1 protein-coding gene is annotated in these 1,175 nt (G+C 60.3%); it reads left to right on the plus strand.

Going from position 1 to position 1,175, the window contains the following annotated elements; translation table 11 throughout:
* The first annotated feature begins 92 nt into the window (after nt 1-92).
* Nucleotides 93-1,156, plus strand: a protein-coding gene (locus tag HT136_RS26015; protein ID WP_214202651.1) for an IS630 family transposase whose coding sequence is annotated in 2 segments (ribosomal slippage) — nt 93-584 and nt 587-1,156 — 1,062 coding nt in all. Because the reading frame shifts where the segments join, the coding sequence is not laid out codon by codon here.
* The last annotated feature ends 19 nt before the right edge of the window (nt 1,157-1,175 follow it).

Genomic DNA, 1,175 nt, shown 5'->3' on the forward strand with positions numbered 1-1,175 from the left:
TTATACCAACCTGCGCATTGCCTGACTCACGGGGGATTCCCAAAGCGGTGAAAATCTGAATCTATGGGGCTGCGACTTTGGAGTGTGGCACCATGGGTTCAGCAATCGGCTTGCGGGAAGATTTTGACGGGGCGACGCTGCGACGATTATCGCGGACCACGAAGAGCGCGAACCAGGCGCGACGGTTGTTGGCCTTGGCCGAGATTTACGACGGAGGTAGCCGGAGTTCAGCAGCTCGGATCGGCGGAGTGGGCCTTCAGATTGTGCGTGACTGGGTGATCCGGTTCAATGCCCGCGGGCCCGATGGATTGCGGGATGGCAAATCGCCCGGCCCCCGTTCGCGGCTGAACGATACACAGCGCCAGGCATTGGTCGATGTCGTCGAGAGCGGCCCGATCCCGGCTATCCACGGTGTGGTGCGGTGGCGGCTGATCGATCTGGCCCAGTGGCTCTATGACGAGTTTGCCGTCTCGCTCGACGAGACCACCATCAGCCGCGAGTTGAAGAAGCTGGGTTACGCCAAACTCACGGCGCGCCCGCGCCACCATGCCCAGAACGAACAGGCCATGGAGGCCTTCAAAAAAGGGGCTTCGTTGCCGAACTGGCAAAGGTCAAAGCCACCCTCGTGAAGGGCACGCCCATCGAGATATGGTTCCAGGACGAGGCGCGCGTGGGTCAGAAGAACACAATCACGCGGCGCTGGGCCAGACGCGGAACCCGGCCATCAGCACCCAAGGATCAGCGGACGAAGTCGGCCTATATCTTTGGCGCGATCTGTCCGGAACTGGGCAAGGGCGCTGCACTCGTCCTGCCGTTTTGCAATACCGATACCATGTCGCTGCATCTGGCGGAGATATCGCTCGCCATCGCGCCGGGTGCCCACGCGGTCGTGCTGATGGACCAGGCCGGTTGGCACATGACCGACAAGCTGGATGTGCCCTCCAACATCAGCATTGTCACGCTCCCGGCCAAATGCCCCGAACTTAACCCGGTCGAGAACATCTGGCAGTTCATGCGCGACAACTGGCTCTCCAACCGCGTCTTCACATCCTACGAAAACATCATCGACCTCTGCTGTGAAGCCTGGAACAAGCTCGTCGATCAGCCGTGGCGCATCATGACCATCGGACGTCGCAAATGGGCGCGTAGGTTCTGATCAATGCAGGTTGGTATTA

Origin of the sequence: Novosphingobium profundi (assembly GCF_018491765.1) — a bacterium.
Taxonomy (GTDB): Bacteria; Pseudomonadota; Alphaproteobacteria; order Sphingomonadales; family Sphingomonadaceae; genus Novosphingobium; species Novosphingobium profundi.